Origin of the sequence: Enterobacter cloacae complex sp. SHL021 (assembly GCF_049237765.1) — a bacterium.
Classification (GTDB): Bacteria; Pseudomonadota; Gammaproteobacteria; order Enterobacterales; family Enterobacteriaceae; genus Enterobacter; species Enterobacter cloacae.
In genome coordinates, this window is the sequence record NZ_JBMKJG010000004.1 from 33,210 (window position 1) to 46,775 (window position 13,566).

Sequence of the window (13,566 nt, forward strand, 5' to 3'; positions counted from 1 at the left end):
CCTATTGGCTATAATTCCAATCAGAACACATCTGTTTATCAGGCAAGCCTCTTTATCGTGACCCCCCTCCCAAATCTTCTACGATCCACAGGATCTTTGTTTTGTAATCGATTACTTTTTTGTTTGAACTATTTTGTAATCGATTACTTTTGAGGGTGAGGCTTATCATGGTGTCAACAACTGAAAGTAGTGGAAAGGCGATAGCACCGCACCGGCTGCTGGTGCCGCGTCTGTCGCTGATGATGTTTCTGCAGTTTTTTATCTGGGGAAGCTGGTCGGTCACGCTGGGTCTGGTGATGACCCAGCACAACATGTCGTTGCTGATTGGCGATGCGTTCTCCGCCGGGCCTATCGCCTCTATTCTGTCGCCGTTTGTGCTCGGCATGCTGGTGGATCGCTTCTTCGCCTCGCAAAAGGTGATGGCGGTGATGCATCTGGCCGGGGCAGCAATCCTCTGGTTCGTGCCGGGCGCGCTGATTGCGGAAAACGGTGCGCTGCTGATCGGCCTGCTGTTTGGTTACACGCTCTGCTATATGCCGACGCTGGCGCTGACCAACAATATCGCCTTTCACAGCCTGGCGAACGTGGATAAAACCTTCCCGGTGGTGCGCGTGTTTGGCACTATCGGCTGGATTGTGGCGGGCATTTTCATCGGCGTCACCGGCGTGGCGGCAAGCGTCACCATCTTCCAGGTGGCGGCAGTCAGCTCCGTGCTGCTGGCTCTCTACAGCCTGACGCTACCGCACACGCCTGCTCCCGCGAAAGGGCTGCCGGTGCAGGTTCGCGATCTCTTCTGCGCGGATGCCTTTGCGCTGCTTAAAACCCGCCACTTTTTCGTCTTTTCCGTCTGCGCGATGCTGATCTCCGTCCCGCTGGGGACCTACTACGCCTACACCGCTTCGTATCTGGCGGATGCGGGTATTGCGGATGTCAGTACCGCCATGTCGTTCGGGCAGATGTCTGAGATCTTCTTCATGCTGGTCATTCCGCTGCTGTTCCGCCGCCTGGGCGTGAAAATCATGTTGCTGATCGGCATGCTGGCGTGGTTTGTGCGCTACGCCATGTTTGCGCTGGGCGTGAGTGAAGAGGGGCGCATCCTGCTCTATCTCGGCATTCTGTTGCACGGCGTCTGCTACGATTTCTTCTTTGTCGTCGGCTTTATCTATACCGACCGGGTCGCAGGCGAAAAGGTCAAAGGTCAGGCGCAGAGCATGATCGTGATGTTCACCTACGGCATCGGCATGCTGCTTGGCTCGCAGATATCCGGCGCGCTCTATAACCGCCTGGTGGCCGGGCAGGCCGTTCCGCAGGCGTGGGTCACGTTCTGGTGGATCCCGGCGGTGGCTGCCGCGGCGATCGCGCTGATTTTCCTTCTCACGTTTAAGTATGACGATGACAAGGCGTAATGTTCTGGAGGTGGTATGAGAACGATTAAGGGACCGGGTATTTTTCTGTCGCAATTTATTGGTGTGAATGCACCGTTCAACACGCTCGACGGGCTGGCGGGCTGGGCGGCAGCGATGGGCTATAAGGCGGTGCAGATCCCCTGTAACCATCCGGCTATTTTTGATGTGCAGAAAGCGGCTGAAAGCCAGACCTATTGTGATGACATCACCGGCACGCTGGCGGAGCACGGGCTGGTGATCAGCGAGCTGTCGACCCATCTGGAAGGCCAGCTTGTGGCGGTGAACCCGGTGTACAGTGACGCGTTTGACCACTTCGCCCCTGCAGCCGTGCGCGGCAATGAGGCCGCCCGGCAGGCATGGGCCACAGAAAAACTGAAACAGGCCGCCGTGGCCTCGGCGAGATTAGGCCTGAAGGCGCACGCCACCTTCTCCGGCTCGCTTGCATGGCCGTTTTTCTACCCGTGGCCGCCGCACAATGAGCAGCGTTTTCAGGCGGCGTTCCTGGAACTGGCAACCCGCTGGCGCCCGATTCTGGACGCCTTTGACGAGCAGGGCGTGAACGTCTGCTTTGAGCTGCATCCGGGGGAAGATCTGCACGATGGAGTGACCTTTGAGCGTTTTCTGGCGCTTGTTGATAACCACCCGCGCTGCAACATTCTCTACGACCCAAGCCATATGCTGCTCCAGCAGATGGACTACCTGACCTTTATCGACATCTACCATGCGCGTATTAAAGCGTTTCACGTGAAGGATGCCGAGTTTCGCCCCAACGGGCGCAGCGGCGTCTACGGTGGCTACCAGCCGTGGCTCAACCGGGCCGGGCGGTTCCGCTCACTGGGGGACGGGCAGATCGACTTCAAAGGCATCTTCAGCAAGCTGACCCAGTACGACTACGACGGCTGGGCGGTGCTGGAGTGGGAGTGCTGCCTGAAGGATGGCGATACCGGCGCGAGGGAAGGCAGCGAGTTTATCCGCTGTCACATCATTCCGGTCTCCGGGCGTGCGTTTGATGATTTTGCCGCAGGGGGTAACGATGATTAACGTCGGCATTATCGGCAGCGGGTTTATCGGCCCGGCGCATATCGAGGCGCTTCGGCGTCTCGGGTTTGTGCAGGTGGTGGCGCTCTGCGACGGTACGTTTGCCGAGGCGCAGGCAAAAGCGCGTCAGCTTAACGTGCCGCACGCCTTCGACAGCGTGGAGGCGTTGCTTGCACATCCGGATTTACACGTGGTGCACAACTGCACGCCAAACCATCTGCACGCGGAGATTAATCGCCAGATCCTGCGCGCGGGAAAACACGTCTTTTCCGAGAAGCCGCTGTGCATGACCCCGGACGAAGCGCGTGAGCTGGTAGCGCTGGCGGAGCAGGCAGGGGTGATCCACGGCGTCAGCTTTGTCTATCGCCAGTTTGCCATGGTGCGCCAGGCCGCAAGCATGATGAGGGCGGGTAGCATCGGGCGGATCTTCGCCGCGCACGGCAGCTATTTGCAGGACTGGATGCTGCTGGAAACGGACTACAACTGGCGGGTGGATGCGGCCCTGGGCGGTGCGTCGCGCGCGGTGGCGGATATCGGCTCGCACTGGTGCGACACGGTGCAGTTTGTTACCGGGCGGCGCATCACCGAGGTGATGGCCGATTTATCCATCGTCTGGCCGACGCGCAAGGCAAACGTGGCAGGCAATCACACCTTCACTCATGACGAAAATGCGCAGTATGAAGACAAGCGGGTCACCACCGAAGACGTTGGCTCCGTCCTGTTCCGCTTTGACGACGGCAGCAAAGGCTGCTTTAGCGTTTCGCAGGTGAGCGCCGGGCGCAAAAACCGTCTGACGTTTGAAATCAACGGCAGCGAACGGTCGGTGGCATGGGATCAGGAGGTGCCGCAACAGCTGTGGATTGGCCACCGCGCGCAGGCCAATCAGACGCTCAGTGACGATCCGGGTCTGATGAACCGCGATGTGGCCGACAGCGCTCACTTCCCCGGCGGGCACATCGAAGGCTGGCCCGATGCGTTTAAAAACATGATGGCGCAGTTTTACCGTGCCGTGCAGGCCGGCGTGATGCCCGAACGGCCGGCGTTTGCGACGTTCCACGACGGGGCGAACGTGATGTATATCATTGATGCCATTGTGAAAAGCCATCAGCAGCAGCGCTGGGTTCGTGTGCAAGCGTAACGCGTTGCCCGGTTCGCCGGGCAACGAATTTATGGTAGCCTGCATAAAACATTAACCGCAGGAAGTGCCGTCGCTATGTCAATTCAGAAAATCGCTCAGCTTGCCGGGGTGTCCGTGGCAACGGTCTCGCGCGTGCTTAACAACAGCGATACCGTGAAGGCGAAAAACCGCGAGCGCGTCCTGCAGGCCATTAAAGAGAGCAATTACCAGCCCAACCTGCTGGCACGCCAGCTACGCACCGCGCGCAGCTATATGATCCTGGTGATGGTCTCGAATATCGCCAACCCGTTCTGTGCCGAAGTGGTGAAGGGCATTGAAGAGGAAGCCGAGAAGAACGGCTACCGTATTTTGCTGTGCAATTCCGGGTCTGATATCGAACGCTCCCGCTCGGGGTTAAGCCTGCTGTCGGGCAAAATCGTCGACGGCATTATCACCATGGATGCCTTCTCAAAATTGCCTGAACTTGCCGCCCTGATCGGCTCCGCGCCGTGGGTGCAGTGCGCCGAATATGCCGATGCCGGAACGGTCTCCTGCGTGGGCATCAATGATGTGGACGCGTCACAACATGCCATCAGCCAGCTTGTCGACGGCGGACGCAAACGTATCGCGATGATCAATCACGATCTCAGCTACAAATATGCCCGCCTGCGCGAACGCGGTTACAAAAGCGTGCTCCACCTGCGGGATCTGGATTATCAGGCGGTGGAATATGCCCGCGATCTCAGCTCCAGCGCGGGCATGGCGGCGATGCAAAATCTGCTGAAGGACAACCCTCCGGACGCGGTATTTGCGGTGTCCGATACCCTTGCGGCAGGGGCGCTGCGGGCCATACAGCAGGCGGGGCTGCGCGTGCCGGAGGATATCGCGGTGGTAGGGTTTGACGGTACGGAGCTGGCGGAGATGATCTCGCTGACCACCATTGAACAGCCTTCGCGGGATATCGGGCGCAAGGCAGTCGATCTGCTGTTGAATAAAATCGACAACCCGGATGCGCCCACGGAGAGGGTGATGCTGGACTGGCGCTTTATTTCCCGCGCCAGTACCTGATTATTGTGCGATGCCGCCCGCCAGGGAGCGAATATCGTTCCCGGTGGGGGACTGATGAATACGCAGACCAAATTCATCCACCACGGCAAAAATATGGTCGAAGATGTCAGCCTGAATCTCTTCATATTCCGCCCAGACCACCGTGTTGGTGAAGGCATATATTTCAATCGGCAGACCATTTGCGTCAGGCGCCAGCTGGCGCACCATCAGCGTCATATCTTTACGAATACGCGGGTGGTTACGCAGATATTCATTCAGATAGGCGCGGAAGGTGCCGATATTGGTCATCTTGCGCAGGTTTAATACCGATTCCCCTTCACCGTTTTGCTGATTCCACAGGTTTATTTCCTCATGACGCGCGGCCAGATAAGGCTTAAGCAGTTTCGCCTGAATCAGCTTCTGCTGCTCCTGCTCGTCGAGGAAGTGAATGCTGGTGGTGTCGATATTCAGGCTGCGCTTAATGCGTCGCCCGCCGGAGGCAGACATGCCGCTCCAGTTGATGAACGCGTCGGAGACCAGCGCCCACGTCGGAATGGTGGTGATGGTGTTATCGAAGTTGCGGACTTTAACCGTGGTGAGACCAATGTCCGTCACCGTGCCGTTAGCGCCGTATTTCGGCATCTCCAGCCAGTCGCCGAGCTTGAGCATATCGTTAGCGGAGAGCTGAATACCGGCGACCAGCCCCAGAATAGGGTCCTTAAACACCAGCATGAGTACCGCTGCCATGGCCCCCAGGCCGCTTATCAGAATGGCGGGTGACTGGCCGATCAGCAGGGAGATGATTAAGATCCCCACCAGAATGGCGCTCACCAGCTTGATACCCTGGAAGATCCCCTTCAGCGGCAGCTGTGAGGCGGTCGCCATTTTCTGCGACAGATTAAAAATCACGTCCAGCAGCGAGAAGAAAGAGAGCAGGGCATACACCATCACCCACAGCTTCGCGCAGGTGGTGAGCATTTCCGCTGCTTCGCTGCCTTTTTGCAGCCACAGTACCGCCTGAACGTTGACGATTATCCCCTGAAGGGTAAACGCCAGGCGGTGAAATAACTTGTTCTGCGTAATGATCTGCAACCATAAATGGCTGCTGGCCTGCGCGCGTTTCTCGAAAGCGCGAAGCACCACTTTGTGCAGAATAAAATGAACAATGATGGCGGTAAGAAAAATAATACCAAAGATAATCACTAACGAGGTGGTGTGATTAATTTCAATCCCTAACTCTTCAACCTGAGCAATTAATTCCTGCATAACGTCTCCTGTATTGATGCAGCCCCATAATGGCGGCTGCGGATCTATTATGCAAATTCGCGGCTTATTTGGTGGCGTGGCAGGTTTTCACCACCGGCAGGCACAGACGATGGCGCATACGTAACGTTGCCAGCCCCAGCACGATCATCATGCCGGTTTCCACGGCGAGGAAGACGTTAATCGCCTGGGTGTAATCGCCGTGGTGGTTTTGCAGCGCGTGTAGCAGGATCGCACCAAAAATCGCCGGGCCAAGCCCCAGGGCGGCCTGCTGCAGCGTACTTAAAATCGCGCTGGCCGCCCCGGCATCGTCAGGCTGAATGTCGCGCATCCCGATGCGGTAGAAGCTGTTGACGATCAGCGCCTGCCCATAGCCAACCAGCCCGGTTGCCGGTGCCAGCGTCAGCGCCGTGTTGTCCATGCCCCAGAGACGGAAGGTGGCAATCAGCGCCAGCAGGCCGATAATCTGAATCGCCAGCCCGGTCAGCAGAATCGAGCTGGTGCTGTAGCGGGCAATCAGACGCGGGGCAAACCATGCCGATATAAAGTAGGTCACCCCCAGGGCGATAAAACTGTTCCCCGACTGCCACGGTGCCATTCCCAGACCGGTTTGCATGGTCAGCGCCATACAGAACATAAACCCGGACCAGACGCTGAAAAAGAGCAGCGCAATCAGCACGCCAAAGCGGATGCTGCGAAGCTGCATCAGACGCGGCGGGATCAGCGGATGGGCATCCTCACGCTCTTTTTTACGGGCATTTAAGACCATCAAATACCCCAGCGGGATAATCGCCATCAGTGCGGCCTTCAGCGGCCAGGACCAGTGCCACTGCGGGCCGAGGGCCATCGGAAACAGCAGGCAGCAGAGAATGATGGCCAGCAGGACGGTGCCCGTCCAGTCAATGCGCGACGGGGTTTCGCGACGGGTTTCCGGCACATAGCGACGGCTCAGCCCCAGAACCACCAGACAGATGGGCACGTTGATAAAGAAGGCGTTACGCCAGCCCAGCCCGGCGATATCCGCCGACACCAGCCAGCCGCCGCCCATCTGCCCGACGATAAACGCAATGCCGCCGATACCGCCAAACAGGCTGATCGCTTTCGCATGGGCCGTGCCTTTTAGCGTCACGTGCAGCGTGGCGAGGATTTGCGGCACGATCAGCGCCGCTCCTGCGCCCTGAATGATGCGCGCGGCAAGCAGTTGCTCAATGGTTCCCGCCATTCCGCACAGCAGCGACGCCAGGCCAAAACTTGCCACGCCCCACATAAACAGACGACGGCGCCCGAGGTTATCCCCGAGCTTGCTGCCAAGGGCAAGGCAGACGGCGAAGGCCACGCCGTAGAGCGCGACAATCAGCTCCAGTTCGGTGGCGGTGGCGTGCAAGGAGTGGGTGATAGCGTCCAGCGCTACGTTGGTGATCGAGGTATCAATCAGCGGCAGCATCTGGCCGGTTAACAGCAATATCAGGCCTGCGCGACCCGGTGAAACAACTGACGTATTCATGGTAACTCCATTGCGTCATTCAACAGATGGTCGTAGCATCAACGATCTGATAAACGGGTACCAGTTCTTGCTTATACTGGTACTGGCACTACCATGCAGGGGGAGTTATGGCGCTGATGTCTGAACCTGTTGTCTCACTCAAGGACGACACGCGAAAACAGCTGGGGGCATTTTTACGCGCCCGGCGTGAGAGCCTTGATCCACAGCGTCTTGGATTGCCGCGCAGCGGCCGCCGTCGCACGCCGGGGCTGCGCCGTGAAGAGGTGGCTTTGCTGGCTGACGTGGGTGTGACCTGGTACACGTGGCTGGAGCAGGGCAGAGATGTTAATCCCTCCAGCACCGTGATGGCGGCAGTGGCAAAAGCGCTGCAATGCACCCCGACCGAGACGCGCCATCTGTTTGTGCTGGCCGGATTGCCGCCGGGTGAAGCGCCACAGGCGACGGGCTGCGAGGGGATCAGCGAGGGCACGCGTCGCCTGCTTGATACCCTCATGCCGAAACCCGCCAGCATCCAGAAACCCAACTTCGATATCGTGGCGTGGAACGACAGCTTCGGGCACTTAATGGGCGTCGATTTCAATGCGATCCCGCCGGAAGATCGCAACTGTATTTATCTTTTCCTCACCCATCCCGCATGGCGTGCGCGGCTTGGCAAGCGTGACGACGTGCTGCCGATCTTTGTCTCCTATTTCCGCGCGGCGATGGCCGAGCATCGGGGCGATCCGCTGTGGGAAGCGAAACTGGCGCGTTTCTTTGCGGTGTCTGAAGAATTTAAAACCCTGTGGCATCAGCGCAACGACGTGCGCGGAGTGGAGAACCAGCTCAAGCTGTTTACCCATCCTGAGCTGGGCGAGTTTACCCTGCAGCAGATGTACTGGTACTCTGCACCGCGTAATGGATCGCGGCTACTGGTCTATCTGCCGGTGGATGACGCGGGGGAGCGGGCGATGGAATGGCTGGCGGAGCAGGCAAAATGAAGGTAACCCGAAAACAGGAGCGGCTTTTGCGCCGCGCGCTCAACGAGTGGCAGCAGGAAGGCACATTAAGCGCTGACGAGCATCAGCGTCTGGCGGGCACCTTGACACGCGTCACCATGGACTGGCAGCGGCTCAGCCGCTATGCCTTCTGGACGGCGCTGGCCTGCGTGATCATCGCTATCGGCAGCCTGTTCTCCGACAGTGAACTGATGGCGCGCATTATTGCATTCTTCTCTTTCTCCTCCATCGCACGCATCGGGCTGCCTGCGCTGGTTGCCGTGCTGTTTTATCTGTGGGGCTTCAGCCGACAGCGTCGGGAAACGCAGTGGCATTACAGCACTGAAGCCATGCTTTTTCTCGGCGTGCTCTTTACCGCCATCGCACTCTGGCAACTCGGGGAGCGGCTGGATAACGGCAGCGGCCATATCGCACCGCTGTTCCTGGCGGGATGTGCGGTTTACGGGCTGGTGGGCTTCTTTGGTCGCTCTGGCCTGGTGTGGCTGTTTTTCCTGCTCTCACTCGGTAACTGGTTTGGCGCGGAGACGGGCTATATGTCGGGCTGGGGCGCCTACTGGCTGGGAATGAACTACCCGGTACGCTTTATCTTCTTCGGCGGTGCGCTGCTGGCACTGTGCTGGCTGCTGCGCGGAAGGCTGCAGGCGCGCCATCTATACACGACCAGCAAAGCGATGGGGCTCACGTATCTGTTTGTCGCCCTGTGGATCATGTCGATTTTCGGCAACTACGATATCGACAACTGGTATGGCGTTACGCAGGCTTCGCTGCTGCCGTGGGCGCTGCTGTTCGCCGTGGCGGCGGTGCTCTGCATTTACATCAGCCTTAAAACCGACGACGGCATGCTGCGCGGTTTTGGCCTGACCTTCCTCGCCATTAACCTCTACACCCGCTATTTCGAATACTTCTGGGACGGCATGAACAAAGTGGTGTTCTTCCTGCTCCTCGCGGCGTCGCTGGCGGTGATTGGGCGCTATGCAGAACGAATCTGGCACGCGGGTAACCCGGCCAGGTAAGTTTTTTGCGAGAAGGATTCAGGGAATCGACGTGGACTCGGTTGATCCTGGCGCAAACGTGTAAGGTAAATCACGAAAGGTGAAATTAGCCTTTAATGCAAATTGCCTTATATGTTAATATCGTCAGGGATGAATAACCATGTTCAGACTTATCGTTCATCATGCGGTTCGGGAGGAGATCCTCGCATTGCCTGCGGTGGTACAGGCGAAGTTGATTCGCCAGCTAGATAAATTGCGTACTCATCCAACCGCATTGAGGGAGCCTGATAGCAAGCCGTTGCCACATGGCTTGTTTGAAATAAGAACAATTGGGCTGCTCCATAGTCGCGGAATTTATGTCTATCAACGGGAGAAGACCATTTTTCTGTTGCGGGTCTTTATTAAGAAGACGCAAAAAACCCCCTCCGCTGAAATCCGTCTGGCACTGAAGAGACAACAGGAGATGTTGGATGAGCAAGAAGATTATTAACTGGGACGAATTAAGAGCAGAGTTATTAAGTGATTCCGAGGTACAGGCATCTTTTGATGCGGAAGAGCGTAAAGCGCGTCTTCGTGACATGCTGGCGCAATGGCGAAACCAGGCCGGACTGACGCGTGCGCAGGTGGCAGAGAGGATGGGGGTTAGCGCGCCAACGGTTTCACGAATGGAAGCAAATATCACACGAGCCAGTCTGGATACCTTAACGCGTTATGCGCTGGTGTGTGGGGTAAAGCATCCGCAGATCACGCTTTATTAACAGCTGGCACGCCGGGATCCAGCGTGCCAGTACTGATTAGCACTCGGTCACAATCGTGCTCAGCGGCAGGCGAGATTTTGGCAGCGTGGCGTTGAAATCTTCCACACTGTGATGCCCAACCGGCACCACCACCTGGCTGGTGAAACCTTTCTCTTTCAGGCCGAACTCTTCGTCGAGGATCGCGGCGTCGAAGCCTTCAATCGGTACCGCATCCAGGCCCAGGGCTGCCACGCCCAGCAGGAAGTTACCCACGTTCAGATAAACCTGTTTCGCCATCCACTGGTCGTCATCTTTCAGATCCACACGGTGCATGTCAGCGAAGTAGGTACGACCTTTATGGTTCGCCGCTTTGGCTTCTGGCGTGTTGAAACGGCCATCGGCCTCTTCCTGATCCACCACGCGTTCCAGCCAGGCATCATCCATCGCGGTTTTTGCGCAGAACACCACCACGTGAGAAGCGTCCAGCATTTTGCGCTCGTTGAAGACGTAAGTGCCTGCGGCAGATTTCGCCACGCGAGCTTTACCTTCCTCGGTGCTGGCGACAATAAAGTGCCACGGCTGAGAGTTGGTGCTGGACGGGCTGTATTGCAGCAGGGTTTTGATCTTTTCCGCTTCGTCTGCGGTCAGTTTTTTAGCGGGGTCGAACGCCTTGGTGGAGTGGCGTTTCAGGGCGACAGAAATAATATCCATAACAACTCCTGGTAATGAAATTCGCCCGCACGCGGGCGCGAAAGGAGAGCAGATTACAGCGAGACGCGGAAAAAGATAAGTGCGATTCGAGCGCTTATACTGTTCGTCTCAGACGAACAATCAAACCGGTCTGATCCACTTCTGGTCTTTTTTCGGCAGCTTATCCACCACCAGATTCCACGAGTCATTGATGAGATCGGTCACCAGCTCTGGCGTAACGTCGTCGGTACCGTAGAGGGAAATCCAGTGTTTTTTATTGAGGTGATAGCCCGGTTCCACTCCACGATAAATCTGCTGGTTTAACAGCGATTTTTCCGGGTCTGACTTCAGGCTGACGTGGGGCCGTCCATGTACGGTGCCCATCAGCATAAAAATTTTTCCGCCTATCTTAAACACATCGTATTCCGGTCCAAACGGCCAGCAGTGTTCGGTGAAAGGCAGCTCCAGCGCCACGCGTTTGGCGTGCTCCTGCAGGGATTTACTGTCCATCGCTCTCTTCCTGGGCAAGCCCGCGCCACATAACCTCAAACCCGAGCGCTTTAAAATCGACGGCGCGAGAAGGATCGCGGGTGGCAAATTCCATTGTGGATTCGGCAAGCGATAAGAAAAGCGCATCGCCAAAGGTTTTAAACTCATCGGACATAAATACCTGGCGCACCGAGCGGCGGCAGAGTTCATGCAGCTCCGGGAACATCTCTTTCACCGCCAGTTCCGTTTCGGCGCTCAGCTTTTCACTCACGCCTATCTGGCGGATTGCCGCATGCGCAACGGGGTTACGAATCCCCCAGTCCACATAGCTGTTCCAGATGTTTCGCGTATGCTCTTTCGGTGTGGTAAGGCTGCGGTCCAGATTAGAGAGCATTGACTGACAGAGGTCCTGCTTGAGGTGCAGGTAGAGGGCATTCAGCAGATCGTCTTTGGTAGCAAAGTAGCGGAACAGGGTACCTTCGGCGACGCCCGCTTTACGGGCAATTAACGCCGTTGAGGCGGCAATACCTGACTGCGCAAATGCCGCGGTTGCGGCGTCCAGTAAGGCCTGTTTTTTATCTTCACTCTTCGGACGTGCCACTAAATTTTTCCTCCTGTCAATTGTAAAAACCCTGATTGAAACACGTGCTTTGACCCGCTGCAACGCGGAATGTCAAAGATCGAAAACGTCTTGACGACTTTATCATCATATCTATAATGAATGCTTACTCACTCATAATCAAGTTCAGCCCGCGCAAACCATCGGATGGGGCGCGTTTTCGGGTCAGGATATGAAAAAGTTCCTCTTCATCTGCGTGGTGTTTGTCATGATTATTGCTTCAGCCGCGAGTTTACCGTTTGTTCTGAATGCCGGATTTGGCCAGCCACCGCAGGGTGCGCAGCTCACGGAAGTGGAGGCCTCGCCGCAGTATCGCGACGGCAAATTCCACAATACGTTGCCCACGCCAGGCTATAACGGCGACAAAAATATGCTGGTGGCGATGTGGGAGTTCCTGACCAAAAAGACCGAAAACGCCCGTCCTGCACAGCCGCTGCCGCTGGTGAAAACCGATCTCGCAAGCCTGCCGCGGGAGCAGGAGACGCTGGTGTGGCTCGGTCACTCCTCCTGGTATATGCAGCTGGCGGGGAAACGGATCCTTATCGACCCCGTTCTCGGGAATTACGCCGCGCCGTTTTCATTCCTCAACAAAGCCTTCGCCGGGGAGTATCCCTGGCAGGCGAGCAGCATGCCGGAGATCGACCTGCTGATCATTTCGCACGATCACTACGATCACCTGGATTACGCCACCATCACGGCGCTGCTGCCAAAGGTGAAACGCGTGGTCACCCCGCTGGGCGTGGGATCGCACCTGCGTTACTGGGGAATGAAGCCGGAGATTATTGAAGAGCGCGACTGGAACCAGTCGGTGCGCATCAGCGAGGCGCTGACGGTGCATGTGCTGCCCGCGCGTCACTTCTCCGGGCGCGGCATCAAGCGCAATCAAACCCTGTGGGGCAGTTTTATGTTCGTTACGCCCGAACAGAAGATTTATTACAGCGGCGATTCAGGTTACGGGCCGCATTTTAAGGCCATCGGCGAGCAGTTTGGCGAGGTGGATTTAGCCATTATGGAAAATGGTCAGTACGACCAGGACTGGAAGTACATCCATATGCTGCCGGAAGAGACGGCGCAGGCCTCGGTGGATCTGAACGCGAAAGCCGTGGTGCCGGGACATAACGGGCGCTTCGTGCTGGCGAAACATACCTGGAACGATCCGCTGATCCAACTGGCAAAAGCCAGCAAGGACAAAAATTATCGGCTGTTGACACCCGCGCTGGGCGAGCCTGTCCGGGTGAGTGATCCCACGCAAACATTTCGTGAGTGGTGGGAATAATGATCAATCAGGAAGCTGAAGGGGAGAGCAGTATGACCATTTCCGCTCAAGTCATCGACACTATCGTCGAGTGGATCGACGATAACCTGCACCAGCCATTACGTATCGAAGAGATTGCCCGCCATGCGGGTTACTCGAAATGGCACCTGCAGCGGCTGTTTATGCAATACAAAGGGGAGAGTCTGGGGCGCTATATCCGTGAACGCAAGCTGCTGCTGGCGGCGCGGGATCTGCGCGAATCAGATGCCCGGGTGTACGACATCTGCCTGCGTTACGGGTTTGACTCGCAGCAGACCTTCACCCGCATCTTCACCCGCACGTTCAACCAGCCGCCTGGGGCGTATCGTAAAGAGAACCACAGCAGGGCACACTGAGCTGTTTTACCCGGTGGCG

15 protein-coding genes are annotated in these 13,566 nt (G+C 57.1%); 10 read left to right on the forward strand and 5 right to left on the reverse strand.

Translation table 11 applies throughout. The features are described 5' to 3' along the window. Positions 1-167: 167 nt before the first annotated feature. From ACOTZF_RS04955 to ACOTZF_RS04970, 4 genes are all read left to right on the forward strand, one after another. Complete coding sequence (locus tag ACOTZF_RS04955; RefSeq protein ID WP_029882613.1) at positions 168-1,406, forward strand: MFS transporter; 1,239 nt, start codon at positions 168-170, stop codon at positions 1,404-1,406. A 15-nt stretch (positions 1,407-1,421) separates the two neighbouring features. After that, positions 1,422-2,447 carry a sugar phosphate isomerase/epimerase family protein gene (locus ACOTZF_RS04960; RefSeq protein WP_038418842.1) on the forward strand — a complete coding sequence of 342 codons (1,026 nt, stop codon included), beginning with the start codon at positions 1,422-1,424 and terminating at the stop codon, positions 2,445-2,447. Further along, positions 2,440-3,582 (forward strand): Gfo/Idh/MocA family protein, encoded by a 1,143-nt coding sequence (locus tag ACOTZF_RS04965; protein ID WP_058651679.1) that lies wholly within the window; start codon positions 2,440-2,442, stop codon positions 3,580-3,582. Before ACOTZF_RS04960 ends, ACOTZF_RS04965 begins: the two co-directional genes overlap by 8 nt. A gap of 75 nt (positions 3,583-3,657) precedes the next feature. After that, a complete protein-coding gene (locus tag ACOTZF_RS04970; protein WP_029882610.1) occupies positions 3,658-4,629 on the forward strand; it encodes a LacI family DNA-binding transcriptional regulator in 972 nt (323 codons plus the stop codon). Here the strand turns inward: ACOTZF_RS04970 and ACOTZF_RS04975 are convergent, their stop codons facing one another. Both ACOTZF_RS04975 and ACOTZF_RS04980 read right to left on the reverse strand, forming a co-directional pair. After that, positions 4,630-5,874 (reverse strand): mechanosensitive ion channel family protein, encoded by a 1,245-nt coding sequence (locus ACOTZF_RS04975; protein WP_020689363.1) that lies wholly within the window; start codon positions 5,872-5,874, stop codon positions 4,630-4,632. Between the two features lie 64 nt (positions 5,875-5,938). After that, positions 5,939-7,375 carry an MFS transporter gene (locus tag ACOTZF_RS04980; RefSeq protein WP_129253500.1) on the reverse strand — a complete coding sequence of 479 codons (1,437 nt, stop codon included), beginning with the start codon at positions 7,373-7,375 and terminating at the stop codon, positions 5,939-5,941. A gap of 107 nt (positions 7,376-7,482) precedes the next feature. On the opposite strand from ACOTZF_RS04980, the gene ACOTZF_RS04985 reads away from it, so the two are divergent. The 4 genes from ACOTZF_RS04985 to ACOTZF_RS05000 all read left to right on the forward strand — a co-directional run bounded on the left by ACOTZF_RS04985 (position 7,483) and on the right by ACOTZF_RS05000 (position 10,120). Further along, positions 7,483-8,352 carry a helix-turn-helix transcriptional regulator gene (locus tag ACOTZF_RS04985; RefSeq protein ID WP_013097685.1) on the forward strand — a complete coding sequence of 290 codons (870 nt, stop codon included), beginning with the start codon at positions 7,483-7,485 and terminating at the stop codon, positions 8,350-8,352. Beyond that, complete coding sequence (locus ACOTZF_RS04990) at positions 8,349-9,383, forward strand: hypothetical protein (protein WP_044158814.1); 1,035 nt, start codon at positions 8,349-8,351, stop codon at positions 9,381-9,383. The genes ACOTZF_RS04985 and ACOTZF_RS04990 overlap by 4 nt, the downstream gene beginning before the upstream one ends. A gap of 139 nt (positions 9,384-9,522) precedes the next feature. After that, positions 9,523-9,852, forward strand: a complete 330-nt coding sequence (locus ACOTZF_RS04995; RefSeq protein WP_044158813.1) for a type II toxin-antitoxin system RelE/ParE family toxin — start codon at positions 9,523-9,525, stop codon at positions 9,850-9,852. Beyond that, entirely contained in the window at positions 9,833-10,120 is a 288-nt protein-coding gene (locus ACOTZF_RS05000; protein WP_013097683.1) for a helix-turn-helix domain-containing protein, read from the forward strand. Before ACOTZF_RS04995 ends, ACOTZF_RS05000 begins: the two co-directional genes overlap by 20 nt. A 36-nt stretch (positions 10,121-10,156) precedes the next feature. Here the strand turns inward: ACOTZF_RS05000 and nfsB are convergent, their stop codons facing one another. The 3 genes from nfsB to ACOTZF_RS05015 form a co-directional block, all read right to left on the reverse strand. Further along, complete coding sequence (gene nfsB, locus ACOTZF_RS05005; protein ID WP_129253502.1) at positions 10,157-10,810, reverse strand: oxygen-insensitive NAD(P)H nitroreductase; 654 nt, start codon at positions 10,808-10,810, stop codon at positions 10,157-10,159. A 120-nt stretch (positions 10,811-10,930) separates the two neighbouring features. Then, the gene (locus ACOTZF_RS05010; RefSeq protein ID WP_013097681.1) at positions 10,931-11,299 is read right to left on the reverse strand and encodes an MmcQ/YjbR family DNA-binding protein; all 369 of its coding nucleotides are present in this window, start codon (positions 11,297-11,299) and stop codon (positions 10,931-10,933) included. Next, positions 11,289-11,879 (reverse strand): TetR/AcrR family transcriptional regulator, encoded by a 591-nt coding sequence (locus tag ACOTZF_RS05015; protein WP_013097680.1) that lies wholly within the window; start codon positions 11,877-11,879, stop codon positions 11,289-11,291. The genes ACOTZF_RS05010 and ACOTZF_RS05015 overlap by 11 nt, the downstream gene beginning before the upstream one ends. Positions 11,880-12,069: 190 nt before the next feature. Here ACOTZF_RS05015 and ACOTZF_RS05020 point away from each other — a divergent pair, with 190 nt between their 5' ends. Both ACOTZF_RS05020 and ACOTZF_RS05025 read left to right on the forward strand, forming a co-directional pair. Further along, complete coding sequence (locus tag ACOTZF_RS05020; protein ID WP_129317852.1) at positions 12,070-13,173, forward strand: MBL fold metallo-hydrolase; 1,104 nt, start codon at positions 12,070-12,072, stop codon at positions 13,171-13,173. Between the two features lie 32 nt (positions 13,174-13,205). Further along, positions 13,206-13,547, forward strand: a complete 342-nt coding sequence (locus ACOTZF_RS05025; protein WP_014830972.1) for a RamA family antibiotic efflux transcriptional regulator — start codon at positions 13,206-13,208, stop codon at positions 13,545-13,547. Positions 13,548-13,566 lie beyond the last annotated feature (19 nt).